This window comes from Cognatundibacterium rugosum (assembly GCF_014284365.1).
Taxonomy (GTDB): Bacteria; Pseudomonadota; Gammaproteobacteria; order Burkholderiales; family Burkholderiaceae_D; genus Undibacterium; species Undibacterium rugosum.
Genome location: NZ_JACOGG010000006.1, coordinates 155,366 through 180,398, shown reverse-complemented (window position 1 = coordinate 180,398; position 25,033 = coordinate 155,366). Strand labels below are relative to the sequence as shown.

The 25,033-nt window shown below is 51.5% G+C and carries 20 protein-coding genes and 1 riboswitch; of the genes, 9 read left to right on the top strand and 11 right to left on the bottom strand.

Annotated elements, in window-relative coordinates; genetic code table 11:
- Positions 1 to 172: 172 nt before the first annotated feature.
- Entirely contained in the window at positions 173 to 616 is a 444-nt protein-coding gene (locus H8K47_RS07735) for a DUF2147 domain-containing protein (RefSeq protein ID WP_186880825.1), read from the bottom strand.
- Positions 617 to 913: 297 nt separating this feature from the next.
- On the bottom strand, positions 914 to 3,739 hold the full coding sequence (locus tag H8K47_RS07730; RefSeq protein WP_186880824.1) for a valine--tRNA ligase: 2,826 nt from the start codon (positions 3,737 to 3,739) through the stop codon (positions 914 to 916).
- A 528-nt stretch (positions 3,740 to 4,267) separates the two neighbouring features.
- A riboswitch (TPP riboswitch) is annotated at positions 4,268 to 4,379 on the top strand.
- An 81-nt stretch (positions 4,380 to 4,460) separates the two neighbouring features.
- On the opposite strand from H8K47_RS07730, the gene thiC reads away from it, so the two are divergent.
- The 5 genes from thiC to thiE all read left to right on the top strand — a co-directional run bounded on the left by thiC (position 4,461) and on the right by thiE (position 9,211).
- Entirely contained in the window at positions 4,461 to 6,374 is a 1,914-nt protein-coding gene (gene thiC / locus H8K47_RS07725; protein ID WP_186880823.1) for a phosphomethylpyrimidine synthase ThiC, read from the top strand.
- A gap of 11 nt (positions 6,375 to 6,385) precedes the next feature.
- On the top strand, positions 6,386 to 6,586 hold the full coding sequence (thiS, locus tag H8K47_RS07720; RefSeq protein WP_186880822.1) for a sulfur carrier protein ThiS: 201 nt from the start codon (positions 6,386 to 6,388) through the stop codon (positions 6,584 to 6,586).
- 390 nt (positions 6,587 to 6,976) lie between these two features.
- Positions 6,977 to 7,771, top strand: a complete 795-nt coding sequence (locus H8K47_RS07715) for a thiazole synthase (RefSeq protein WP_186880821.1) — start codon at positions 6,977 to 6,979, stop codon at positions 7,769 to 7,771.
- Positions 7,771 to 8,574 carry a bifunctional hydroxymethylpyrimidine kinase/phosphomethylpyrimidine kinase gene (gene thiD, locus H8K47_RS07710; protein WP_186880820.1) on the top strand — a complete coding sequence of 268 codons (804 nt, stop codon included), beginning with the start codon at positions 7,771 to 7,773 and terminating at the stop codon, positions 8,572 to 8,574. Before H8K47_RS07715 ends, thiD begins: the two co-directional genes overlap by 1 nt.
- Before the next feature lie 7 nt (positions 8,575 to 8,581).
- Positions 8,582 to 9,211, top strand: coding sequence for a thiamine phosphate synthase (gene thiE / locus H8K47_RS07705; protein WP_186880819.1), 630 nt, complete (start codon positions 8,582 to 8,584; stop codon positions 9,209 to 9,211).
- A gap of 56 nt (positions 9,212 to 9,267) precedes the next feature.
- On the opposite strand, the gene H8K47_RS07700 is transcribed toward thiE, so the two are convergent.
- Positions 9,268 to 9,999 carry a hypothetical protein gene (locus H8K47_RS07700; protein WP_186880818.1) on the bottom strand — a complete coding sequence of 244 codons (732 nt, stop codon included), beginning with the start codon at positions 9,997 to 9,999 and terminating at the stop codon, positions 9,268 to 9,270.
- Positions 10,000 to 10,167: 168 nt separating this feature from the next.
- On the opposite strand from H8K47_RS07700, the gene H8K47_RS07695 reads away from it, so the two are divergent.
- Both H8K47_RS07695 and H8K47_RS07690 read left to right on the top strand, forming a co-directional pair.
- Positions 10,168 to 12,453 (top strand): UvrD-helicase domain-containing protein, encoded by a 2,286-nt coding sequence (locus H8K47_RS07695; RefSeq protein WP_186880817.1) that lies wholly within the window; start codon positions 10,168 to 10,170, stop codon positions 12,451 to 12,453.
- A gap of 53 nt (positions 12,454 to 12,506) precedes the next feature.
- Positions 12,507 to 13,784 (top strand): putative Na+/H+ antiporter, encoded by a 1,278-nt coding sequence (locus H8K47_RS07690; protein ID WP_186880816.1) that lies wholly within the window; start codon positions 12,507 to 12,509, stop codon positions 13,782 to 13,784.
- Here the strand turns inward: H8K47_RS07690 and H8K47_RS07685 are convergent.
- Both H8K47_RS07685 and coq7 read right to left on the bottom strand, forming a co-directional pair.
- Positions 13,753 to 15,408, bottom strand: coding sequence for a methyl-accepting chemotaxis protein (locus tag H8K47_RS07685; protein ID WP_186880815.1), 1,656 nt, complete (start codon positions 15,406 to 15,408; stop codon positions 13,753 to 13,755). The genes H8K47_RS07690 and H8K47_RS07685 overlap by 32 nt on opposite strands.
- Before the next feature lie 224 nt (positions 15,409 to 15,632).
- A complete protein-coding gene (gene coq7, locus H8K47_RS07680) occupies positions 15,633 to 16,265 on the bottom strand; it encodes a 2-polyprenyl-3-methyl-6-methoxy-1,4-benzoquinone monooxygenase (protein WP_186880814.1) in 633 nt (210 codons plus the stop codon).
- Positions 16,266 to 16,653: 388 nt separating this feature from the next.
- On the opposite strand from coq7, the gene H8K47_RS07675 reads away from it, so the two are divergent.
- Positions 16,654 to 17,796 (top strand): porin, encoded by a 1,143-nt coding sequence (locus H8K47_RS07675; RefSeq protein ID WP_186880813.1) that lies wholly within the window; start codon positions 16,654 to 16,656, stop codon positions 17,794 to 17,796.
- A 306-nt stretch (positions 17,797 to 18,102) separates the two neighbouring features.
- Positions 18,103 to 19,146, top strand: a complete 1,044-nt coding sequence (locus H8K47_RS07670) for a porin (RefSeq protein ID WP_186880812.1) — start codon at positions 18,103 to 18,105, stop codon at positions 19,144 to 19,146.
- A 255-nt stretch (positions 19,147 to 19,401) separates the two neighbouring features.
- On the opposite strand, the gene ruvB is transcribed toward H8K47_RS07670, so the two are convergent.
- From ruvB to dusB, 6 genes are all read right to left on the bottom strand, one after another.
- On the bottom strand, positions 19,402 to 20,442 hold the full coding sequence (gene ruvB / locus H8K47_RS07665; RefSeq protein WP_162021698.1) for a Holliday junction branch migration DNA helicase RuvB: 1,041 nt from the start codon (positions 20,440 to 20,442) through the stop codon (positions 19,402 to 19,404).
- 37 nt (positions 20,443 to 20,479) lie between these two features.
- Complete coding sequence (gene ruvA / locus H8K47_RS07660; RefSeq protein ID WP_186880811.1) at positions 20,480 to 21,061, bottom strand: Holliday junction branch migration protein RuvA; 582 nt, start codon at positions 21,059 to 21,061, stop codon at positions 20,480 to 20,482.
- A gap of 234 nt (positions 21,062 to 21,295) precedes the next feature.
- Positions 21,296 to 21,838 carry a crossover junction endodeoxyribonuclease RuvC gene (ruvC, locus tag H8K47_RS07655; protein WP_186880810.1) on the bottom strand — a complete coding sequence of 181 codons (543 nt, stop codon included), beginning with the start codon at positions 21,836 to 21,838 and terminating at the stop codon, positions 21,296 to 21,298.
- 34 nt (positions 21,839 to 21,872) lie between these two features.
- On the bottom strand, positions 21,873 to 23,438 hold the full coding sequence (gene purH, locus H8K47_RS07650) for a bifunctional phosphoribosylaminoimidazolecarboxamide formyltransferase/IMP cyclohydrolase (protein WP_186880809.1): 1,566 nt from the start codon (positions 23,436 to 23,438) through the stop codon (positions 21,873 to 21,875).
- 47 nt (positions 23,439 to 23,485) lie between these two features.
- Positions 23,486 to 23,719 carry a helix-turn-helix domain-containing protein gene (locus tag H8K47_RS07645; RefSeq protein ID WP_162021702.1) on the bottom strand — a complete coding sequence of 78 codons (234 nt, stop codon included), beginning with the start codon at positions 23,717 to 23,719 and terminating at the stop codon, positions 23,486 to 23,488.
- A 126-nt stretch (positions 23,720 to 23,845) separates the two neighbouring features.
- Positions 23,846 to 24,856 carry a tRNA dihydrouridine synthase DusB gene (gene dusB, locus H8K47_RS07640; RefSeq protein WP_186880808.1) on the bottom strand — a complete coding sequence of 337 codons (1,011 nt, stop codon included), beginning with the start codon at positions 24,854 to 24,856 and terminating at the stop codon, positions 23,846 to 23,848.
- Positions 24,857 to 25,033: the final 177 nt, after the last annotated feature.

The following is a 25,033-nucleotide window of genomic DNA, read 5'->3' as shown; positions in this document are numbered from 1 at the left end:
GATGCCATGGAATAACAATAGAGCTGCTACAGAATTTTTCAAGCCGGTGGACATTGTCGTACTCTCGCAAAGTACGGCACAGCATGGCAGGTGGATGTCGGTAACACGTGAATGCCAAAAAAAAACGGAAGCATTTGCTTCCGTCTTTGCTTTGAATAAAACTGCCTGGCAATTACTGTTCTCGTATCCAGGTCTGGGAACGACCCAGAAATGGGGTGCCGATATAGCCGCGTACATTGAGCTTTTTATTGTTATCGATCAGGGTTAATTTACTGCTATACACTTTCCCGTTCGCAGGGTCGATGATTTTGCCGCCATTGTATTCATCATTGTCTTTTTTCAGGCCGTACAGGATAGTCATTCCTATTACCGGTTGATCTTTATTGATGCCCTCGCATTTGTCGCATTTGGGATTTTTGTCGGCACCGTCGTCAAGGAATAATTTTTCGATTTTTCCCTGCAATTCGCCATTGCTCTCGGTGATACGGATCAGCGCCTTGGGCTTGCCGGTTTTATCATCAATATTTTTCCAGAGTCCGACTGGTGTGTCTTCCGCATGCGCAAAAGGCACGGCAACGAGTGAGAACAGTAGTACTAAAAGGCTGATTTTTTTCATGTTGTCTCCTGGTTCTGTTTTTTAATGACGCTATAGACTTCAGTCCTGTCGGTGTGCTGCCGATGACTGATTGTACGTGTTGACTCTGGTATTTTGTCTAAGTTTTATAGAGGACAGCCTTTAGAATTTTTGTACTGAGCGATGTGAAGTGGCAAACAATACTTTGCACAGTAATGCTTTTACCTGCTTAATTTCTTCAATGTAAATTATTTGACTGGATTTCCGCAGACAGAAAAAAACCGGAGCTGCATAAAAATGCGCTCCGGTTTTATGTGGGCGTTATTCGCAGTCCCGGCTTCAGGCCGCCGGTAACTTCGCTGCCTGTTCACGTAATTTTGCCAGCGTGGCAGAGAAATTCGCCATTCTTTCTTTTTCCTGTGCGACCACCGCTGCCGGCGCGCGCGCGACAAAGCTTTCATTGCTCAGCTTCGCTTCCGCTTTTGCAATTTCTGTTTCCAGACGGGTAATTTCTTTGCTCAGGCGTTCACGTTCTGCGGCAACATCAATCTCTACTTTCAACATCAGTTTCGATTCGCCGACGATAGAAACAGGTGCCGGAGAGTCAGGTAAAGCATCCAGTACCTGGACTTCAGACAGTTTGGCCAGTGCCTGCAGGTAAGGGGCAAATGACTGCAGTCTGACTTTGTCTTCCGCACTGGCAGCCTGCATTAACAGAGGAACGCGCAATGCGGGCGACAACTGCATTTCACCACGCAGATTACGGCAGGCATCCGTCATCGCCTTAAGTGCAGACATCCAGCCCTCAGCCTGTTCGCTGATGTTTGCTGCGGCTGGCTGCGGATACGCTTGCAGCATGATGGAGTCGCCGGCTGGGTTGAGTTGCTTGCCTGCCAGCGGTGCCACGGTTTGCCATAGCTGTTCGGTCACGAAAGGAATGACTGGGTGGGCAAGACGCAGAATCGCTTCGAGTACACGCAACAAAGTGCGGCGGGTTGCACGTTGTTGTGCTTCTGTACCTTGCTGCACCTGGACTTTTGCCACTTCCAGATACCAGTCACAATATTCGTCCCAGACAAATTTATAAATTGCCGATGCAATGTTATCGAAGCGGAAGTCAGCGAAACCTTTTTCTATTTCTGCCTCGGCGCGTTGCAGTGTCGAAATGATCCATTTGTCTGCTTGCGAGTAATCCAGATCCGCATCCGTGATCTCTGCACCAAAACCACAGTCCTTGCCTTCGGTATTCATCAGCACGAAGCGGGTCGCATTCCACAGCTTATTGCAGAAGTTGCGATAACCTTCGCAGCGACCCAGATCAAAGTTGATGTTGCGCCCCAATGAGGCATAGCTTGCCATGGTGAAGCGCAATGCATCGGTGCCATAGGCCGGGATACCATCTGCAAATTCTTTGCGGGTGGCTTTTTCGATCGCGCTCGCCTGCTTAGGATTCATCAGGCCAACTGTGCGTTTCGCTACCAGGTCATCGATCTTGATGCCATCGATCAGATCGATAGGATCGAGCGTATTGCCTTTAGATTTAGACATTTTCTGGCCGCTGGAGTCCCGCACCAGACCATGCACATACACAGTGTTAAATGGCACTTTTCCAGTGAAATGCACGGTCATCATGACCATACGTGCGACCCAGAAGAAAATGATGTCGAAGCCGGTGACCAGTACAGAAGACGGCAGGAAATGGCGTATGTCAGGTGTCTCTTCCGGCCAGCCCATGGTAGAGAACGGGACCAACGCAGATGAGAACCAGGTATCGAGCACGTCCTCATCACGTTTCAAGGCACCGTGATAACCCGCTGCCTGTGCTTTTGCCTGTGCATCTGCTTCATTGCGTGCCACAAAGACCTGGCCGTCATCGCCATACCAGGCCGGGATCTGATGTCCCCACCAGAGCTGACGTGAAATACACCAGTCCTGGATATTGTTGAGCCACTGGTTATAAGTGTTGCTCCAGTTTTCAGGAACGAACTTAATTTCACCGGAGGCGACTTTTTCGAGCGCGACTTCTGCGATCGATTTGCCCGGGAAGTGGGTGCCTTCCGGTGCCGGTTTGCTCATCGCCATGAACCACTGATCTGTCAGCATAGGTTCGATGACGACATTGGTACGGTCACCACGTGGCACCATCAATTTGTGCGGTTTCACTGATTCCAGTAAGCCCTGTGCATCGAGGTCAGCCACGATTTGCTTACGTGCTTCAAAGCGATCCAGACCACGGTATTGTTCTGGCGCATTCTCATTAATTTTCGCGTCCAGTGTCAGGATGCTGATTTTGTCGAGATTGTGCCGTTGACCGACCGCATAGTCATTGAAGTCATGCGCAGGCGTGATTTTCACACAGCCGGTACCGAATTCCTTATCGACATAGCTGTCGGCAATCACTGGAATTTCACGCTCAGTCAAAGGCAGTTTGAGCAGCTTGCCGACCAGTGCGCTATAGCGCTCGTCAGTAGGATCAACCGCGACGGCCACGTCACCCAGCAAGGTTTCCGGACGCGTGGTGGCGACGGTCAGATGACCAGAACCATCCGCAAACGGATAGCGGATATGCCACATAGAGCCGTCTTCTTCTTCCGAAACCACTTCCAGGTCAGATACCGCTGTACCCAGTACCGGGTCCCAGTTAACCAGGCGCTTGCCACGATAAATCAGGCCTTGTTCTACCAGCCTTACAAATACTTCAGTGACCGACTTGGAGCGCTCAGCATCCATCGTAAAGTATTCGCGGTCCCAGTCTGCTGATGCACCCATACGACGCATCTGACCGGTGATAGTGGAGCCGGATTTCTCTTTCCATTCCCAGACTTTTTCCAGAAATTTTTCACGGCCCAGATCATGGCGTGAGATCTTTTGTGCATCAAGCTGGCGTTCCACTACGATCTGCGTCGCGATACCTGCATGATCTGTCCCAGGCACCCAGGCTGTGTTAAAGCCACGCATACGGTAGTAGCGGGTCAGGCCATCCATGATGGTCTGATTAAAAGCATGGCCCATATGCAGCGTGCCTGTCACATTAGGTGGTGGCAGTTGTATAGAGAATGAAGGTTTGCCATCGTCCATGCTGGCCGCGAAATATCCGCGTTGCTCCCACTCGGCGCGCCAGTGTTGTTCGATTTCTGCGGGTTCGAAAGACTTCGCTAATTCCATGATGATCTGTTGGTTGAGTGCTAAACCTTTGATTATAAATGAGAGTGAGGCTGAACACGTCGTCATTACGTTGCTTTTTGACGGTCAGGGAAGGAATCTGCTGGTCCGTGTGTCTTTGCGAGGAGGGGCCATAAGGATTTCATCTGATGATGTACTGTGTAAGAGTGATGAATGTTGTTTCATCGCTTACACAGCATTCAGTGTTTGGTAGTTGTTAATGGGCAAGTATAGAATGCAACTTTATTGTTGTATTGACATCCTTTCGGGCGTACTGCTTTGAATTTCATTCGATTGTGCGAGTATGTGAAGTCAGATTTTTCCTGCATAGGCCGCACCATCACATTGCGCGCCGAAGCCTTATGAGCTGGCGGTCACTATCAGGATTGTGTTTGAGACCGGATGCAGACCGCCTCCTGCGGGTTTGGCCGTGTGCATGTAGTGCGTCCCCAAGCCGCTGGGAAATAGATGGTTGAATCAGATAAATTAAGCGCTATAATGCGCACGCTGTCACGAACACAAGTCGTGATAACACCATGCTAGGGGTCCTGTTAGCCGCATCTGTCGATGTGGATAACGGGTGAGAAATACCCTCGAACCTGATCTGGATAATGCCAGCGAAGGGAAGCTGCTAGAGCGTGCACAAACGTTAGGTTTGTTGTGGTTCTATACCAACTCCTTTGCTGGCTCCAAGCCATAAGTAAAGTGCAAAGGAGCCACTCACATGAATGCCAATCCAAAATTTCTGTCTGCAACCGCGACAGTGGATGAAGCTGCAATTCAAGCCTTACCTAATTCCCGTAAAGTCTATGTTCAGGGCAGCCGCCCGGATATACGCGTACCTATGCGTGAAATCTCACAGTCAGATACGCCGGCTATGTTCGGTTCAGAAAAAAATCCGCCAGTGTATGTCTACGACACCTCAGGCCCCTACACGGATCCGGAGGCGAAAATCGATATTCGCTCCGGTCTGGCCTCAGTACGGGGCACCTGGATTGCAGAACGTGCAGATACCGAAGAGCTATCTGGCCCCAGCTCAGAATATGGCATTGCCAGATTGAATGATCCGGCACTGGAAGAGCTACGTTTTAATTTGAAACGTCAACCCCGGCGTGCGCTGGCTGGACGCAACGTGACTCAGATGCATTACGCACGTCAGGGCATCATTACACCGGAAATGGAGTTTGTCGCGATTCGTGAAAATCTGCGTCGTCAAGAGTATCTGGAGAATCTGCAATCCTCCGGCCCTATGGGTAAAAAGCTGGCAGACGTGATGGGGCGTCAGCATCCTGGCCAGTCTTTTGGTGCATCTATTCCGGCGGTGATTACCCCTGAATTTGTCAGAGATGAAATTGCGCGTGGCCGTGCCATCATTCCGGCTAATATCAATCATCCGGAATCTGAGCCTATGATCATAGGCCGTAATTTTCTGGTCAAAATTAATGCCAATATCGGTAACTCGGCAGTGACTTCTTCTATCGGTGAAGAAGTCGAAAAAATGACCTGGGCGATACGCTGGGGTGGTGACAATGTGATGGATTTGTCGACCGGTAAGCACATCCATGAAACGCGTGAATGGATTATCCGTAATTCACCGGTACCTATCGGTACTGTGCCGATTTATCAGGCACTGGAAAAAGTGAATGGAAAAGCTGAAGACCTGACCTGGGAGATATTCCGCGATACCCTGATCGAGCAGGCGGAGCAGGGCGTGGATTACTTCACTATTCATGCAGGCGTCCGTCTGCAATATGTTCCGCTGACCGCAAAACGTCTGACCGGCATTGTGTCGCGCGGTGGTTCCATCATGGCGAAATGGTGTCTGGCGCATCACAAAGAAAGCTTTTTGTACGAACATTTCGAAGATATCTGTGAAATCATGAAGGCCTATGATGTGTCCTTCAGTCTGGGCGATGGTCTGCGTCCGGGCTCTATTTATGACGCGAACGATGAAGCGCAGTTAGGCGAATTGCGTACGCTGGGTGAACTTACACAAATCGCGTGGAAACACGATGTACAGGTCATGATAGAAGGTCCGGGACATGTGCCTATGCAGCTGATCAAAGAAAATATGGATCTGCAGCTGGAGCAATGCCACGAGGCGCCATTCTACACATTGGGTCCGCTGACGACCGATATCGCCCCTGGCTATGATCACATCACATCCGGCATAGGTGCCGCACAAATTGGCTGGTATGGCACTGCCATGCTGTGCTATGTGACACCAAAAGAACATTTGGGCCTGCCGAATAAAGTCGACGTGAAAGACGGCATTATCACGTACAAAATCGCCGCCCATGCCGCGGATCTGGCTAAGGGCCATCCAGGTGCACAAATCCGCGATAACGCCTTGTCCAAAGCGCGCTTCGAATTCCGCTGGGAAGACCAGTTCAATCTTGGCCTCGACCCGGATAAGGCACGTGAATTTCACGATGAAACCTTGCCTAAAGATTCCGCCAAAGTGGCCCATTTCTGTTCCATGTGCGGTCCGCATTTCTGTTCCATGAAAATCACCCAGGAAGTACGCGACTTTGCGCAAAGTCAGGGCATTTCTGAAATTCAGGCCTTGAAGCAGGGTATGGAAGTCAAGGCCGTGGAGTTCGTTAAATCCGGTGCTGAAATCTATAAAAAGCAGTAAGGAGCACAACGATGGAAATTCAGTTAAACGGTGCAACCCATCACTTACCGGATGCGCAGTTACTGTCCGATCTGATCGCCAGTATGCAACTAAGCCAGAAAGCGATAGCGGTCGCCGTCAATCGTCAGATTGTTCCACGTCCGGCCTGGGCTACACGCACATTGCAAGCGGCAGATCAGGTCGACATCGTGCGCGCAATCGGCGGCGGTTGAGGGTTTGACTTATTACTGAAAATCTTAAACCTGAAAATCTGAAAACCTCTCAACACAGAGACACGGAGACACAGAGGGAAAGAGGGAAAAAAGCTCGAGTGAAATTCCTCTGTGCTTACTCCGAGCCTCTGTGTCTCGGTGGTGTAGCTGTTGATTGAGTTGTGTTTAGGTAGTCAGAGTCAGTTTTAAAAAAATGAAAGCCTGAAAACCTTTCAACACAGAGACACGGAGACACAGAGGGAAAGAGAGAAAAAAGCTCGAGTGAAATTTCCTCTGTGTTTGCTCTGAGCCTCTGTGTCTCGGTGGTATGGCTTTCGGTTTAATTAGCTTCTTAATTGATGTGCAGTTTTAGGTTGAATTGCACGCGGACGGATATAAAAAGGAATTGAAATGCAAAATCAGAAAGATAACGGTTTGACGATCGCCGGCACAACTTATCGTTCGCGATTATTGGTAGGCAGTGGAAAGTACAAGGATCTTGAGCAAACCAGGTTGGCAACGGAGGCCAGTGGTGCTGACATCATTACGGTTGCGATACGCCGGGTGAATATTGGTCAGGATCCGAATGCGCCTAGTTTGCTGGATGTGGTGCCACCCAGCCGTTACACCATATTGCCGAATTCTGCCGGTTGCTATAACGCAGAAGATGCGGTTTACACGCTACAGCTGGGGCGTGAACTGCTTGGTGGACACAAGCTGTGTAAGCTGGAGGTCCTGGGTGATGAGAAAACGCTGTTTCCAAATATGCCGGAGACTTTGAAGGCAGCAAAGATACTGGTAAAGGATGGCTTCGATGTGATGGTGTATTGCAGCGATGATCCTATCCAGGCAAAAATGTTGGAAGACATAGGCTGTGTCGCTGTGATGCCGCTGGCGTCATTGATCGGTTCCGGCATGGGCATACTCAATCCCTGGAACTTATCGCTGATCATCGCGCAATCCAGCGTGCCGGTGCTGGTCGACGCCGGTGTTGGTACCGCATCGGATGCGGCGATTGCGATGGAACTGGGGTGTGATGGCGTGTTAATGAATTCTGCCATCGCCGCAGCACAAGACCCGGTTCGTATGGCGCATGCGATGGGACTGGCGGTACAGGCCGGTCGCGAGGCCTATCTGGCTGGGCGCATGCCACGTCAATTTGTGGCGTCACCATCGTCTCCTATGAGCGGACGGGTGGTGAGCTGATGGCTGTCCAGCGGCCGCTGGTTCTGGTGCTGGCTGGCCATGACCCCTGTGGTGGTGCAGGTATACAGGCAGATATCGAAGCGATTGCCGCTCAGGGTGCGCATGCCATGCCCATCATTACGGCACTGACGGTGCAGGATCATGATCGGGTTTATGGCGTGCATCCGGTAGCGATCGATATCGTCTTAGCGCAGTTGCGAACTTTGCTGCATGCCTATCGCTTTGACGCGGTGAAACTGGGCATCATCGGCAATCGTATGTTAGCCGATGTTTTAGCGGAAGAGTTGGCGCAATTGAGGCATGCACAGCCTGACTTGCCTGTGGTATTGGATACTGTACTGGGCAGCGGTCGTGGCGATGCACTCAGCGTCGACGATGCAGTGCTTACACTGCAAGCCTTGCTACAACAAGCTACGCTGATTACGCCGAATTTGCCCGAGCTGGCACGTTTGTCCGGTACCAGCGCAAATGACTGGCGAGCGCAACTGGCGACATGGATGCCAACGCATGCTGCCGATGTGTTACTCAAGGGCGGGCATGGTAATGATCGCCTGGTACACAACTACTGGATGGAGCGCGGTGGCAGCATGGCGCGCGAATGGCAGTGGGAAAGGCTGGCGGGCGAGTTTCATGGCAGTGGTTGTACGCTGGCGGCTGCGATTGCGGCTCAACTCGCGCATGGTCAAACGCTGGAGGTCGCGCTCGATCGGGCGCAAAGCTATACCCAGCGCTGCCTGCAGCACGCGTTTGCTGTTGGTGCCGGGCAGCGCATTCCACAGCGTACTTTTATAGACATTGAATGAGAATTTCATGATTCAGGAATCACAAGCTGGCCTGCGTGGCCTCTATCTCGTCACCCCGGATTGGGATGACACCCGGCAGTTAGTCAGCGTGACAGAACAAGCCTTGCGAGGTGGCACCGCGCTGGTGCAATACCGGCATAAAACGGCCAACCCTGTGCTTAGAATGCAGCAGGCCAGCGAATTGCTGCAGCTATGCCGCTCTTACGCCGTCCCCTTCATCGTGAATGACCACCTGGAGTTATGTCAGACGATAGATGCCGATGGCTTGCATGTAGGCGGTACCGATATGCAGGTGCAGGCTGCGCGTCAGGCACTAGGGGCAAAAAAAATTCTTGGTGCTTCTTGCTATGGCGATTTGGCGCGTGCGCAGCAGGCGGCAGAGGCCGGTGCCAGCTATGTGGCTTTTGGTGGGTTTTATCCGTCCCGCATCAAAAAATATGAAGTCTCAACCTCGCCCGACATCGTCACAGAGGCCGCTGGACTGGGTGTGCCGCGCGTTGTAATCGGTGGCATGACGCTGGAAAACTGTAAACCGCTGGTCGCGCGCGGTGCGGAAATGGTCGCGGTCATCAGCAGTGTGTATTTTGAGCGCGATCCGCAAGCTGCGGCGCGCGCTTTGGCTGATTTGTATGTGTGAACTGACTGCTCAGGCTGAACAGACTGAGCAGATGTAACTACCGGTGGCAGTCAACTTTATTTTTCCACGCTTTTTTCGATAGGATCTGCTTTTTCTTCAGCGGGTTTTTCTGCTTCAGGCTTTGGATCCAGCGTAGACACATCCAGTCGCGCCAGCGTGGTGATGATGCCGGCACTGAGTGCGTCACCGTCCAGTTTCTCGCATCCTTTTGGACGTGGACGCGCATTGGCAGGGCAGAACCAGACGCTTTGCTTGCCTTCTTCAGGATAGTAGAAAATCAGCATATCTGAAGCATCCCGAATATTCATGGCTTTATCGAGCAACTCTGGCGGGAACTTGCCACCGCTGGTTTTCAATAAATACTCACGCAATCTGGGTACGCCATCCACCGCGATTTCCTTGGTTTCTTTATTGTGAGGAGCATGAAAACCCAGGATGGTTTTTTTATAGGTTTTTTCCTCAATAATCTGACGCTGTTCACCTGCCATAAACATAATGGCGCAGGAGGAGACGCAAAATCCTTTGACTGAGGTGTTCAGATGATTTTTACGGATCAGGTCAGCGATGCCGTAAGCTGAACGTAAATCTCCGCCAGGGCTTTCTGCCAGTACTACATGCTTTACTGGTGAGCGTGATATCTCTTGACGAAATGGCGCCAGGTCTTCAGGTAGCACTTTCCCATATAGGATCAGATTGGTATCCAGCCTGAGGATAGTCATTGCGTACGCATGGTTAGCAGACAACAGGGCAGCACTGCTCAATAAGATGGTAGAAAGCAAACGACGCATAGTGAAAATCCGGTGAGATAAGGGTGGGTGCTTATTATGCAATTTTCCGCACGCGATCACAAACACGCGTCATGCGGATCCGTGTTCAGGTACTTGCCATGACAGATTCACGTGCGAATTCAGCTGTGTATATGTCCAGTGTCTGCGTTCTGAACGTATAATCGGGGTATGCAAAATTTACTCCATAACCTGAATCCTGAGCAGCTCGCGGCTGTGACTTTGCCGGCGCAGTCGGCGCTTATTCTTGCTGGTGCCGGGTCTGGTAAGACCCGTGTTCTGACCACGCGTATTGCCTGGCTGATCCAGACCGGACAGATCTCGCCGGGCGGCATACTCGCTGTGACTTTTACCAATAAAGCAGCGAAAGAAATGCAAACGCGCTTGTCGGCTATGTTGCCGATCAATACGCGCGGTATGTGGATAGGTACTTTCCACGGCTTATGTAACCGCTTATTACGCGCACATCACCGTGATGCCGGGTTGCCGCAGACCTTTCAGATACTTGATTCGGGCGATCAGTTGTCGTTCATTAAGCGCTTATTGAAAGCGAATCATATCGATGATGAAAAATTCCCACCCAAGACCCTGATGTACTTTATCAATAGCGCCAAAGATCAGGGCTTACGAGCGGCGCAGGTGGATGCCAGCGATGATTTCAATCGCAAGATGGTCGGGCTGTATGATTTATATGATGCGCAATGTCAGCGTGAAGGCGTGGTCGATTTTGCCGAACTGCTGTTGCGCACTTACGAATTGCTGAGTCGCAATCAGCCACTGCGTGAGCATTATCAGGAGCGCTTCCGTCATATACTGGTCGACGAGTTTCAGGATACCAATGACCTGCAATATAAATGGCTGAAACTGATGGCCGGCGCCGGTAACCGGCGTCCAAATGCGGTATTTGCCGTTGGTGATGATGATCAGAGTATCTATGCCTTTCGTGGCGCGAACGTGGGTAATATGACGGCGTTTGAGCGTGAATTTGAAGTACAAAATCTGATTAAGCTGGAACAAAACTACCGTTCGCATGGTCATATTCTGGATAGCGCAAATATTCTGATTGCGAATAACAGCAAACGTCTGGGTAAAAATCTGCGTACCGATGCCGGACACGGTGAACCGGTGCGCGTGATGGAAGCCAGCAGCGATATTCAGGAAGCCAACTGGATCATCGATGAAGCGAAAAACCTGATCCGTGAAGGCTCAGCGCGCAGTGAGATCGCCATCTTGTATCGCTCCAATGCGCAATCCCGTGTGATTGAGCATGCCTTATTTACGGCGAATATTCCGTATCGCGTTTATGGTGGTCAGCGCTTCTTCGAGCGCGCTGAAATCAAGCATGCGATTGCCTATCTGCAGTTGATGGACAATCCGCATAATGATTCGGCTTTCTTGCGGGTGGTGAATTTCCCTACCCGTGGCATAGGAGCGCGCTCCATCGAGCAATTGCAGGATGCAGCCAGACTGCACCATATCTCGCTGTATGCAGCAGTTCCGCATGTGGCTGGCAAGGCCGGATCGGCACTGGCCAATTTTGTGCGTCTGATTGAAGGTGCACGCTTTGAAACACAAAATTTACCTTTGCCAGAAATGGTCAGGGTGGTGTTAGATATGAGCCAGTTGCTGGTGCACTATCAAACCGAAAAAGAAGGCGCTGACCGCATAGAAAACTTAGAGCAGCTGGTGAATGCGGCAGTCTTATTTGTTTCGGAAGAGGGCTTCAATAAAGAGGCGCCTGCGTTCACAGGTCCGGCCGTCAGACAGCCGGTTTTGCTCACCAATGGTGCTAACGATGTCATTATCGATGCCGATGCTGCGTTGCCGACAGTGATGTCACCGCTGTCAGCGTTCTTGTCGCATGCCTCGCTGGAAGCGGGTGATAATCAGGCCCAGGCTGGTCAGGATGCTATGCAGTTAATGACGGTGCATTCGGCCAAAGGGCTGGAATTTGATGCAGTCTTTATCACCGGGTTGGAAGAGGGATTATTCCCGCATGAGAACAGCGCACAGGAAGAGGCTGGGCTGGAAGAGGAACGACGCCTGATGTATGTGGCGATCACGCGTGCGCGCAAACGTCTGTATCTGAGCTTTTCACAGACCCGTATGTTGCATGGTCAGACCCGCTACAACATGCGCTCTCGCTTCTTTGATGAGTTACCGGATGAGTCAATCAAATGGTTGTCACCCAAGGTGCAACCCAGCTGGTTCGGGCAAAAAAAATCTGCCTGGGATGAGGTACCCATGGCTGGTGTGAATCAGATTGCACAGAATTTCAGCCAGACTTCTGCGCAGCAGAGCTGGCGGGTTGGTCAAAACGTCGAACACGCGAAGTTTGGCGAAGGTGTGATCGTCAATATTGAGGGCAGCGGTACGAATGCGCGTGCTCATATTAATTTTGGCAAATTCGGGATGAAGTTACTGGACCTGAGTATCGCCAAGCTGGAAAAAATCTGAAGGCCACAGAGCGCAGGCTCTGTGTGCCATCTTCAACTGCATAAGGAGTCTGGATGAACACCGAGTTAATGCTGCAGTATTGTGCGGCCGGTATTTTTGCACTGGCCGTATTACATACTTTTTCCACCAAATATTTTCTGCATCTGGCACACCAGAGTCAGCACCATGCCGGACTCTGGCATTTGCTGGGTGAGGTCGAGGTGGTATTTGGCTTCTGGGCCTGCGTGCTGGTCTTGCTGATTTCAGCCATGACAGATCAGAAAGCAGCGATCCATTATCTGGAAGCACAGAATTTCACCGAGCCCCTATTTGTATTCGTGATTCTGGTGATCGCGGGTACCCGACCGGTATTGTGGTTTGTGCAAAGTATGGTGTCCCGAATAGCACGTGTAATGCCGCTTAATTCGCAGATCGCTTCGTATTTTTTGTGCCTGTCGCTGGTACCCTTATTCGGTTCATTTATTACGGAACCGGCTGCAATGACGCTGGCTGCACTGATGTTACGTGATCGTTTTTTTTCTAAAGCGATACCGGAAAAAATGAAGTACATGACACTTGGTGTTTTGTTCGTCAATGTGTCTATAGGTGGTGTGCTGACTTCTTTTGCGGCACCACCGGTGCTGATGGTGGCAGAAAAATGGGGCTGGGATATCGCCTTCATGATGCAGAATTTTGGCTGGCGCGCAGCGATTGCGGTTTTTGTGAATGCCCTATGGCTGACTGTGTTTTTCCGTCGTGAGCTGTGTGCTTTGGATCAGACTGGCAGCAATGACAGCGTTGAACAGGGTACGAAGACCAGCATTCCGCTGAGTGTAGTCGCGATCCACTTTCTGTTTCTGGCGACGACTGTCTGGTTTGCGCATTATCCGGTCGTGTTTTTGGGCTTGTTCTTGTTTTTCCTGGGCTTTACTGAAGCCTATCAGCAATTTCAGGACCGCCTGATGCTGCGTGAGGGTTTGTTGGTAGCATTCTTTCTGGCTGGTCTGGTGGTCTTGGGCGGCAAACAGGAATGGTGGTTGCAGCCGATCTTGGCCGGGATGAATACGACAGTATTATTTTTCGGTGCGACCGGGTTGACGGCGATTACCGATAATGCGGCGCTGACTTATCTTGGCTCACTGGTCAACGGCTTATCGGACAGTGCAAAGTATGCGCTGGTGGCTGGAGCGGTGACGGGCGGAGGTTTAACTGTGATAGCTAACGCGCCCAATCCGGCCGGGTATGCCATCCTGAAAGACTACTTTCATGAAAATGCCATTAGCCCGGGCGGCTTATTCTTGTCAGCGCTGATACCAACCGCTATCGCAGCTGTTTGTTTCCGCTTCTTTTAGCAGGGGATGGCTGCCTGGTTGCAGCCTGTCCCGGTACTGACGCTGACTGTGTGGATTTGCCTGCACGGCTCAGCGTAAAGACGCTGATGGCTTGCTGCAAACGCAGGGTCTGATCAGCTAAATTCCCTGCCGAGGCGGCGGCTTCCTCCACCATGGCCGCATTTTGCTGGGTCATTTCATCCATGTGGGCCACCGCGCTGTTCATTTGTTCCACACTCTCTTTTTGCTCTCTGCTGGCGATGGTGATTTCGTGAATAACGGCGTTTACGTGCTGCACGGATTGTACTAAGTTATGCATAGTGGCCGACGTATCCTGAACTAACTGATTGCCTTGTTCGACTTTATGGACCGAATCATCAATCAAGTCTTTGATTTCCTTGGCCGCGCTGGCTGAGCGCTGCGCCAGATTTCTGACTTCGCTGGCGACAACCGCGAAGCCGCGCCCCTGTTCACCGGCACGCGCTGCTTCAACGGCCGCATTCAGTGCGAGGATATTGGTCTGGAAAGCGATACCATCGATCAGACTGATGATGCTTTCTATCTTACGCGCTGAACTACTGATTTCTTGCATGGTATCGCCAACCTGGCTCACCATCGCGCCACCCTGTTGAGCCACCGCAGAGGTGGTTTCTGCCAGTGTATTGGCTTGTGCCGCGTGGTCAGAATTCTGGCGTACCGTTTCCGCGAATTGCTCCATGCTGGATGCAGTCTGTTCCAGGCTGGACGCCTGCGACTCGGTGCGACCCGATAAATCCATGTTGGCATCGGCTATTTCCCGCGTCCCGGTAGAAATGGCGCTGGCATTCAGGTGCACATCATTGATCACGGACACCAGATTGATGTTCATTTGCCGCAGCGCCTGCAATAACTGCCCCATTTCTGTATCGTCGCCACGTGGTATTTCTCGGGTCAGATCGCCACCTGCGATAGCTCTGGCTGCACTGACTGCAATACCAACGGGATTGAGTAACTTGACGTGGATCACCACCCATTGATAGATCACCAACACCGCGCTGGCGATCAGGGCGCTGATATTAGCCCAACCCGCGCCGTGGTCTGCGATATGTAAGCTACCCCAGCTCAACAGGGAAAGCAAAGTCAGACTCATGCCCAATGCGAGTCTGGTTTTGGCCTCAAGCCTTAAGCTGCGTACGATGCGGCCACTGAAAGTATTGGATAACAAGCGACCTTCACGCAGCAACAGACTGGTTTCGCGACCTGCACGCATGCGTTGATAGAGCTGACTGGCGGCATCGATCGCAGCACGTTCCGGTTTCGTGCGAACCGACATATATCCGACCACTGTGCCATGTTCAATGATGGGGGTGACATTCGCATTGACCCAGTAGTGATCGCCGTTCTTACAGCGGTTTTTGACCAGTCCGGTCCATGGAATGCCGCGTTTAACGGTGTCCCACAGATCAGCGAATGCTTCTTCCGGCATATCAGGATGGCGCACAATATTATGTGGCGCGCCGAGCAGTTCGTTTTCGTCAAAGCCGCTAAGCTCCACGAAATAAGGATTACAGTAAGTGATTTTTCCCTTCAGATCGGTCTTGGAAACGATGGAACATCCATCTTTCATCACTATTTCACGACCAGTCACTGGCAAATTTGTGCGCATAAAACCTCCGCTGTAGGCGCGGAAACGAGCAGTCAACCGCGCCAGATATGTTTCAGCATAGAACATGTAAGCTCGGGTAGCGGAAGAAATATTCGGTCCCCAAACTTACTACCTGGCTATACAGTGTGTCTGCTGAAAAGAAGCGCGATTAGATCACAAATTGACAAAAAGTTCCTTGAGGAAATATTTTAAACTGAAAGAGATCTATGCAGATCTGTTCCGCTTCAGACGTAGTAAGCGGTGCTGGTCATAATTTTAGCCATCGCCTTCATTCCCAGTCTGACTGGCAGCGGTATTGCTATTGCACCCAGGTGTTGCGCTGCAGCGCCGTGTGCGATTTCGTCGACACGCATTTGATCGACAATCGCGCGTGAGCGTACATCGGCAACTGGCAACTCCCTCAGATGTCCCTCCAGGTGGGCTTCTACCTGTCGTTCTGTTTCGACCACAAATCCGAGGCTGGCTGCATCGCCACATTTAGCCGCAATCACACCGCAGGTATAGGCACCGGCATACCATAGGGGATTGAGCAGACTGGGCCTGGAGTTGAGTTCTCTCAGACGGCGTGCGGTCCAGGCCAGATGGTCTTCTTCCTCTATGCAAGAGTGTGCCAGCTGGCGAGCCACTTCCGGTGCATGCGAGTATGCCGCTTGTGCGTCGTACAGTGCCTGGGCGCAGATTTCACCTACGTGGTTAACGCGCATTAAACCTGCGCTATGTTTTTTTTCGGCTTCGCTGAGCACGGCCTCCGCCATGCCTGCATCCGGATCAGGACGCGAACTTCTGGTTTGGGCAGAAACAGTACGTAAAGCCCGGTCTAAACCCAGGATCAGGCGGTCGGTGGAGGGAAATGGCATATTGCTGTCCTTGCTGAAAACTGATGGCTCAATGGAGAGCTTATTGTAATCCAAGCGTTGATAACGCCACTGGTCGTGATCACTTATTGCTTGTTTTCTTGATGCGGCTTAAATGCTTATTAAAATTAAAATTATTGATGTGTTTTCTGAATAAAACCGCTGAAATTCCAGGTTTTACCAACAAATTGTTGTCTGTCAACCACATAAAATTTGTATAAAAACGGTCGTTCACAAATTCTCTTTGCCCAAACGCATTTGCTTTGGTTCAATGGAGTTCAACTTCAAGCAGCGATATTTCGAAGTGTTTGTACTATCCCCCAGACTAAATAGCCAATTGCAGAGCTATGTCTGTATGCCCGACTGACCAACCTATTTGGAGACTTAGACAATGAAAAAATCAGTACTCGCATTAGCTGTTCTCGGTATGTTCGCTTCTGCGGCGCAAGCCCAGTCCTCAGTAACCCTGTACGGTATTATCGATGCAGCGGCGGTTTACAACACGAATCAGGCAGCAAATGGTGGCGGGAAGTTTTCCGTAGATGCAGGTCAGTTACTGACTTCACGCTGGGGGATTAAGGGCTCTGAAGATTTGGGCGGTGGTTTGAAAGCCAATTTTAATCTGGAAGGCACCTTGGCCAATGATACCGGTGCGGCTGGTGCCGGCTTTGGTGGCAATAGCTTTACGCAGGCTGGCAATAACACCTCGTTGTTTGACCGCTTGTCCTGGGTTGGCATTTCCGGCGATTTTGGTGCCGTGACACTGGGCCGCAATAATATTCTGGGTGTGGATTCTGTCGGTCTGGCAGATCCTATGAGCCTGGCCCATGCGGGAACCAATCCTAACATTATGTTCAGCGGGATGAATTCTGGCGGTTTTTATGGTGGCTTCGGTACGAATCAGGGTGGTTCTGCCTTAAGGCAAAATAACTCGATTAAATATGTTTCCCCGCTGGTGTCTGGCTTTGGTGGTGCACTGATGTATGGCTTTGGTGAGAAAGCAGGTGATAACAGTGCCAGCTCCTATGCTGGTTTGTCGGGTTTCTTTACCGATGGTACCAATGGTGCAGCGATCGCCTATGCCAAAATGAAAGATGTCTCGAATGCCGCAACGCTGACCAGCTGGGCAGCTGGTGCTAAATACAAGGTCATACCGACCTTGGCCTTGCGTGGTACTTATTCACACAGTGTGGTGGATGGCAATATCGTGATTGCTCCGTTCGGTAACGCGAATAACCGTAAAATTGCGGTGATTGGTCTGGGTGCAGACTATTTTGTGTCCGACCAGATTACGCTGACTGGCGCTTATTACAATACCAAGCGTTCGGGTGATTTTGAAGGGAAGGCAGATCAGTACATCGCCTTGGCGAAATATGCTTTCAGCAAACGTACCACCGCCTATGCTTCCGTGACTTACGCTAAAGCAGGTTCGGCGGCAATTCAGGATACCTCACTGGCGCTGGGCATCATCGGGGTAAATACCGGTAGTTCACGTGCAGGTCGTACGGCAGTCGGTCTGTTACACGCATTCTGACCTCGATCCAGATCAGAAAAAGCCGCGTTTCGCGGCTTTTTCTTTTTTTGCCCCAGAATGCTAGTCTATGAAGAAAATGCTGTGTTTTATGCAATTGTTGTTGTCAATTTGAGACAATTTCTTGCTTAGTTTGGCTAAAAGTAGCGATTCTGCTTGTGGCTTATAAGCAAAATTTGGTCAAATACGTAAAACAGTTTTCAGAATTAGCAGTTTTTAGGCAATTGTATCGCTGGTGCTGGTGTTTCAGTTTTTGGCGATGCAGCTGCAAAATTAGGTTTATCTCAAAATCCTTTGGAGAAAAAAGAAATGAAAAAATCCTTGATCGCTCTGGCCGTTCTGGCTGCTGCAGCAGGTTCCGCACAAGCACAATCTTCCGTTACCGTGTACGGTGTTCTGGATATGGCTTTCAATGCAGAAAACAATGGCCAGTATTCTAAAGGCAAAGGCAATATCTACTCGCTGGACAGCGGTGTGCAATCCGGTTCCCGTCTGGGCTTCAAAGGCTCTGAAGATCTGGGCAATGGTTTGAAAGCTAACTTCAAACTGGAAATGGGCGTACAAGCGGATACAGGCGCATCTGCTCAAGGCGGTCTGGCATTCGGTCGCGCAGCATGGGTTGGTCTGTCCGGTGATTTCGGCGCGGTTCAAGTTGGTCGTCAAAACAAGCCAGTATTTGATGTAGTGGATTCTATCGATCCATTCGGCACAGGCATCATCGGTGGTTCCGCAACTGACAGCACCAGTGCAACTGGCTTGGGTAATCTGGTGTTCGCAACTAACCCACGTTCTAACAATACGATCAACTACACGACCAACAACCTGAGTGGTTTCACAGGTTCCCTGGCTTACACTGCTGGTGAGCAAGCTGGTGATATCGGTAAAGGTCGTGGTATCGGTGTATCCGGTTCTTATGCTGCTGGCCCATTGTTGGTAGCTGGTGCTTATCATACTGAGAATGATACAGCTGCGGTTGTAAATGCAACTAAAACAGCATTCGTTGGTGCGACATACGACTTCGGCGCAGCAAAAGGTGCTTTGTCTTTCGCTAAGATTAAAACTGACAACAACAGCGTTGCTTACAAACTGTGGAGCGTTGGTGTAACAGTTCCTGTTAGCGCAGCAGGCGCAGTGATTTCTTCCCTGACTATGGTTAAAAATGACGTAGTTAGCAGCGATAATGGCTCTAACCAGTTCGCTCTGGGCTACACACACTCCCTGTCCAAGCGTACTAACCTGTACACATCGGTTTCCCGTCTGAAAAACGATGCTAAAGTCAATGCTGGTGGTATCGCTTCCGGTATCGGCGCTACAGAACGCTTGTTCAACGTTGGTATCCGTCACGCATTCTAATCATCTGCAAGCGTAAGCTTGCTGTTGAGAAGATCAAAAACAAAAAGCACCTTAGGGTGCTTTTTGTTTTGCAGTTTGTGAAACTGACAGGTGTGTATGAGTGTAGGTTTCAGTATCGCAAATAGTCTGGCATGCACCTGGGTTCAGACAAAGTGTTGATCCGGTGTAAGGAGGGGGGCAAATCAGATGTCCCCACAGTAAAACCAGGCCAATATCTAAGCGATCGACCAGGCGGTGACACAAACGTACAGCGAATTAAGAGGCGGGCATGGCCACACCAAAATGCTGGTAAGCCAGTGCTGTCGCAATGCGTCCGCGTGGGGTGCGCTGCAAATAGCCTTGCTGGATCAGATAGGGTTCGAGCACATCTTCTATCGTGTCGCGTTCTTCACCTATTGCAGCTGCCACGTTATCAAGCCCAACCGGGCCGCCGCCAAATTTGAATAAGATTGCTTCCAGCAGCTTTCTGTCCATCAGATCAAAACCAGCCTGATCCACATCCAGCATACGCAATGCCGCGTCAGCAATCGCTTTGGTGATTTCACCATTGCCTTTGACTTCTGCATAATCCCTGACCCGACGCAATAAACGGTTGGCGATACGCGGTGTGCCGCGCGCTCGGTTCGCGATTTCACGCGCGCCGTCTTCCTGTATCGGCGCATTCAGCAGGGCGGCTGAGCGCGTCACGATGCGCGTCAATTCATCAGCGGTATAAAATTCCAGTCGCGCCACGATGCCGAAACGGTCGCGCAGCGGGTTGGTTAGCATGCCGGCGCGGGTGGTAGCACCGACCAGCGTGAACGGTTGCAGATCCAGCTTGACTGAACGCGCAGCCGGTCCTTCGCCGATCATAATGTCGATCTGGTAATCCTCCAGCGCGGGATACAGAATCTCTTCGACCACCGGAGATAGCCGGTGTATTTCGTCGATGAACAACACATCATTGGCTTCCAGATTGGTCAGCAGTGCCGCCAGATCCCCGGCACGCTCCAGCACCGGTCCTGAAGTCTGGCGCAGATTGACGCCCATTTCACGCGCAATGATGTGGGCCAGCGTGGTTTTACCCAGACCCGGCGGGCCAAATAATAAAGTGTGATCGAGCGCTTCCTGACGCTGGCGTGCCGCCGTAATAAAAATCTCGAGCTGACCGCGGATTTTTTCCTGCCCCACATATTCATCGAGCTGCTTAGGGCGTAAGGCGCGTTCTATCGCTTCTTCCTGTTGCGACACAGGGGTGGCAGCGATCAGGCGCGGCTCAGAAAAGTCGATAGACAGATTATCGGTTTGTATACTCATGATGGGCTTCCGGTCTGGCGTGCTTCAGGTGCTTGGTTCAGGCTTTGGATAAGGCTTTTAAAGCTAGTTTAATGCCATCGGAAACGCCACTGTCTTTGGGGACCGCTTTGAGTGCAAGGCGTGCTTCTTTGTCTGAGTAGCCGAGTGCCAGCAGCGCGTTCAGTATGTCCGCACTGTGATCGCCACCAGGGCTGGCTTCCGCGGCAGAGAAAAGGTCAGCGCCCAGTTTGCCTTTCAGTTCCAGCAGCAAGCGCTCAGCGGTTTTCTTGCCTATGCCTGGGACACGTGTCAGGCGACCCGCTTCCTGCATGCTGACGGCCTGCGCCAGATCTGCAACCGACATGCCGGACAGGATAGACAAGGCGGTACGTGCGCCGACGCCGGAGATTTTGATTAACTGGCGGAAGGTGGCGCGTTCTTCGGCGCTGCCGAAACCAAACAGTATATGCGCATCTTCCCGTATCGCCAGATGCGTCAGCAGTACCACTTTCTCTCCCAAAGGCGGCAAATGGTAGAAGGTGCTCATCGGCACATCAACTTCATAGCCGACGCCCTGACAATCTATCAGCAGCTGAGGGGGATTTTTTTCGATCAGGGTACCTGCGATGCGACCTATCATGCCGGACTTTCATACTGTATGAATAAGCAGTGATAGTAAACGATTCTGTCTTGCTTGAGGAGGGTGCAGACGGGATTTTCCATCGCTTAGCAGCTTTCAACACAGCAACGCAGTCAGATACAACGGAAAAAGCTGTGTGGCATGGATAGTCCTTACGGAATAAGGCTGTCAGGTCATTTTACCTTGGTAAGGCGCATGAATATTCAGTCTGCGCTTTCAGAACACAAAGCCTGATCAGCCTATCAGACGTCCGGCTTTGACGCGCAGACCGCGTTTCGCCAGTTCTGGTGCGATCGCACCCAGTGTGGCTAAGGCGTCACCGCTATGGGCGTGACAAATCGCGACACCTAGCGCATCGGCGGCATCCGGGCTCGGTGTGCCGGACAGCATCAGCAGCCTTTGCACCATATCCTGTACCTGTTCTTTGCTGGCACGCCCCTGGCCAACCACGCCTTGCTTCACCTGTAAGGCAGTGTATTCAGCCACTGCCAGATCGGCCGCCACCAGCGCGCAGATCGCAGCGCCACGTGCCTGACCCAGCAAGAGTGTGGATTGTGGATTGACGTTGACGAAGACCTTTTCTATTGCCGCACAATCGGGCTGATAGGTGTGCACGATTTCGGAAACGCCGGAGAGGATAGTCTTGAGCCGTTCCGGCAAAGAGCCTTCAACGGTTTTGATGGTGCCGGAAGCGATATACGTCAGCTTCTGCCCCTGTTTGTGGATGACCCCGAAACCTGTGGTACGCAGGCCGGGGTCTATGCCTAATATTTTCATGCTGGCCTTGCCCTGCGAAGAGCAAGGCATACTGTTAATGACGGAAATGACGCGTGCCAGTATAGACCATCACGACGCCGCGTTCATCTGCTGCATCGATGACTTCCTGATCGCGCATAGAGCCACCCGGATGGATCACACAAGTTGCACCGGCATCCACCACCACATCCAGACCATCACGGAATGGGAAGAAGGCGTCAGACGCGACCGCGGAGCCACTTAAAGTCAGACCGGCATTTTGTGCCTTAATCGAGGCGATGCGGGCAGAATCAATACGGCTCATCTGACCGGCGCCGACACCCAGCGTCATGCCATTGCCACAGAAGACGATGGCATTCGATTTGACGAATTTAGCGACACGCCAGGCGAACATCATGTCTGCCATTTGCTGCGGTGTAGGCTGCAGTTTAGAAACGACACGCAGCTCTTCCTGCAAGACGTTTTTCGCATCCGGTGCCTGTACCAGCAGACCACCGCCTACGCGTTTCAGGTCGTACTGATTGACGCCGCCGCCCAAAGGAATTTCCAGCAGACGTACGTTTTGTTTAGCTGCGAAAATCGCTTTTGCTTCGGTAGTAAAGGAAGGCGCGATCAGCACTTCAACAAATTGTTTAGCGACGGCTTCCGCAGCTTTGCCATCGAGTTCGCTGTTGAAGGCAATGATGCCGCCAAATGCCGAGGTCGGGTCAGTCTGCAAAGCCTTGCTATACGCTTCCAGTGCATCGGCGCCGAGCGCGACGCCACATGGATTCGCATGCTTAACAATGACGCAGGCTGTGCCCTGGAAGGATTTGACGCATTCCCAGGCCGCATCTGCATCGGCGATATTGTTGTATGACAGTTCCTTACCTTGCAACTGCGTGTAGTTGGCCAGCGCGCCATCCACTGCTTTCAGATCGCGGTAGAAAGAGGCGGACTGATGCGGGTTTTCACCGTAGCGCATTTCCTGCACTTTTTCGAAATGCAGATTCAGGGTTTGCGGATAGGCACTGCGTGTCGCATGGGCCTTGTCTTCTGCTAGGCTGGTCAGGTAATTGGTGATCGCACCGTCGTATTGCGCGGTGTGGGCGAATACTTTTTTAGCCAGTGTGAAGTTGGTGTCATAGCTGACGACATTCGCGTTAGCCTTCATTTCAGCCAGCACGATGCTGTAATCACTTGGGTCAACGATCACAGTCACGTCTTTGTGATTCTTGGCCGAAGAGCGCAGCATGGTCGGGCCACCGATATCGATATTCTCAATCGCGTCTTCCAGCGAGCATTCTGCCTTAGCGACAGTTTGCTGGAATGGATACAGATTCACCACCACCATGTCTATGGTCGGGATGCCATGCTGTTCCAGCGCGGCTACGTGTTCAGGCAGATCGCGTCTGGCCAGGATGCCGCCATGTACTTTCGGATGCAGGGTCTTCACACGGCCATCCAGCATTTCCGGAAAGCCGGTGTAGTCTGCGACTTCGGTGACAGGCAGGCCATTGTCAGCCAGCAGTTTGGCGGTACCGCCAGTCGACAGCAGTCTGACACCGAGTGCTGACAATTCACGTGCAAAATCGAGCACACCGGTCTTGTCGGAGACGGATATGAGGGCTTGTTTGATCATGATAAGTTTTGAGAGTGAGGAAATCGGTGTCAGTCTGCTGAGCTATCCTAGAGCAAACCGTGTTGCTGCAGTTTTTTGCGCAGGGTGTTACGGTTAATGCCTAACATATCAGCGGCCTGGGACTGGTTGCTGGACGCGCGTGACATCACCATTTCTAACATGGGTTTTTCTACGGCCAGTACCACCATGTCATAGATATTGGAGGCAGGTTGTTCGCCCAGATCACGGAAATACTTTTCCAGATTTTTGTGAACGGCGTCTTGGATACTATCTTTGCTCATGCTGTTTTTATTCAGTTCGTTCAGTGTGTTTATGCAGGGCGGCGTTTTGTGGCTGCGGGTAGCAGCAAAAAACGCAATGGGTGTTGCTCGTTGCTACTTCATGCTAACGAATGCTACCCATGCTGATTAAGCCGCCAGTTTTTCTTCAAAGGGGCAGTATTGTAACCGTTCCCCCGCCATGCAATCAAAAAAATGACCAACGGCTGCCAGTTGCTCTTCGCAGTCGGTCAGCAGATTCATTTGCTGCCGGAATTCCTCGCCGCCGACCAGATTCTGTACATACCAGCCTATATGCTTACGCGCAGTCCGGACGCCCAGGTACTCACCGTAAAATGCATAATGCGCCTGCAGATGATGCAGCATCAGTTGTCTGACTTCAGTGATCATCGGTGGCGGCAGATGCTCGCCGGTTTGCAGAAAATGCGCCACTTCGCGGAAGATCCAGGGACGACCTTGAGCGGCCCGGCCTATCATGATGGCATCGGCGCCGGTGTATTCCAGTACAAAGCGTGCCTTTTCCGGTGTGGTGATATCGCCATTGGCCACGACCGGAATCCCGACTGTCGACTTAACTTGCGCAATAGTGTCGTATTCCGCGTCACCCTTATAAGCATCGGCCCGCGTTCTGCCATGCAGCGTCAGCATTTGTATGCCAGCTGATTCCGCCATGCGTGCTATCGACAAGGCATTTTTATTGGCTCTGTCCCAGCCGGTACGAAACTTCAGCGTGACCGGTACGTCGACCGCACTGACGACCGCATCGAGAATTTGTCCAACCAGGCTTTCATGCTGCAATAAGGCAGATCCACACCAGGCGTTACAGACTTTTTTGACCGGGCACCCCATATTGATGTCGATGATCTGCGCGCCTTTATCTACGTTGTAGCGCGCACAGTCGGCCAGCATGTGCGGATCGGCACCGGCGATCTGCACCGCCTTGGGTTCCATCTCACCTTCATGGTTAGTGCGGCGGGTGGATTTTTCGGTTTCCCATAATTTAGGATTCGATGCCGCCATTTCTGATACAGCGTAACCGGCACCCAGCTCTTTGCATAACTGGCGAAAAGGTCTGTCTGTTACGCCAGCCATAGGAGCAACAAATAAGTTATTTCGCAGGAGATAAGGTCCGATTTGCACGATGAATCTGAGGGGAATTTTGAAGAAGCGCTATTCTACCTGAAAGCTGCCTAAATAATTAGCAAAAACAGCTTGTATGGCAGGCTTTATTTATTGTGACAAATAATCATTTTTCATTGCCTTTTTTTAGGGCGTTTCTGCATCTGGCCTGGTGCGACGTCTATCGTCAAAACTGTG